Raw genomic sequence first — 1298 nt, 5'->3', positions numbered from 1 at the left:
AGAGGTGGTTCCGCCTTCTTGGACAGTTTGGCGGCTGAGTTAAGCTAATCCCAGTTGTTGTTTATGCCGCCTGTTTGATCATCAGATCATGGGGGGCATGCCCCCCATGATCTGGTTTTCCGATCCGCCGATAGGCTTCGACCGGGGTTCTCCCGGCCAGGCCCGAGTGCGGACGCTGGGTGTTGTAATAGGTGATCCACCGGCCAAGGCCAGCCCGCAGCTCGGAGCCAGTCTCGAAGGCATGGAGATAGACGCACTCGTACTTCAGGGATCGCCAGAGGCGTTCGATGAAGACATTGTCCATCCACCGCCCCCGGCCATCCATGCTGATGCGGACCTCGGCGTCGCGCAGCACGCCGGTGAAGGCGTATGACGTAAATTGGCTGCCCTGGTCCGTGTTGAAGATCTCGGGCCTCCCGTAGCGGGCCAAGGCTTCCTCCAGAGCGGCGACGCAGAAGCCAGCATCCATGGTATTCGACAGCCGCCAGGCCAGCACCTTGCGGGTCGCCCAGTCCATGATCGCCACCAGGTAGAGGAACCCGCGCCGCATCGGGATGTACGTCACGTCGGCGCACCACACGTGATTGGGCCGCTCGATCGCCAGCTTGCGCAGCAGGTACGGATAGACCCGGTGCTGCGGGTGCGGATCGCTCGTGCGTGGCCGCTGGTAGATCGGCGTCAGGCCCATCTTCGCCATGAGCCGCCGCGCCCGGCGTCGCCCGACCTCGTGTCCGGCACGCCGCAGGTGCCGCGCCATCTGGCGGCTGCCGTACCACGGGCACTCCATGAAGGTCTCGTCGATCACCGTCATCAGCGCCAGCGTCTCATCCGTTTCCGGCACCGGCGCATAGTAATAGGACGAGCGGCTGATCCGCAGCAGGCGGCATTGCGCCGAGATCGACAGGCGGTGGTGAGCAGGTTCGACCATCGCCCGCCTCCGGTCCACGCTCATCGACCGAAGGCTTTCGCTAAAAAATCCCGCTCCACGACCAGTTGCCCGATCTTGGCGTGCAACTTTTCCACCTCGCTCTCGCTGGCAGCCCTGGCAACATCGCCCGCTCCGGAAAAGGTGCCTGCCATCCCATCAATGGCTTGCCGCTTCCAGGAAGCGATCATCGTGTGGTGCACGCCATGCTTGGCCGCCAGCTCCGCCAGCGTCAGGTCGCCCCGGATCGCCTCGAGCGCCACCTTGGCTTTGAAATCCGCGCTGTAGCGCTTTCTCGTCGTCTTCATTCCCGTACCAATCCATCAGCTCGGGAGTAGCTTAGCATCCTGTCCAAGAAACCGGCACCACCTCT

The 1298-nt window shown here is 63.3% G+C and carries 1 protein-coding gene; it reads right to left on the bottom strand.

Translation table 11 applies throughout. The features are described from left to right. Nucleotides 1-61 precede the first annotated feature (61 nt). Nucleotides 62-1233, bottom strand: a protein-coding gene (locus B2G71_RS23545) for an IS3 family transposase (RefSeq protein ID WP_098109091.1) whose coding sequence is annotated in 2 segments (ribosomal slippage) — nucleotides 62-969 and nucleotides 969-1233 — 1173 coding nt in all. Because the reading frame shifts where the segments join, the coding sequence is not laid out codon by codon here. Nucleotides 1234-1298: the final 65 nt, after the last annotated feature.

Source organism: Novosphingobium sp. PC22D, from assembly GCF_002556635.1.
Classification (GTDB): domain Bacteria; phylum Pseudomonadota; class Alphaproteobacteria; order Sphingomonadales; family Sphingomonadaceae; genus Novosphingobium.
Note: the sequence above shows the minus strand (reverse complement) of the source record. Positions and strands in the feature narration are given on the sequence as shown.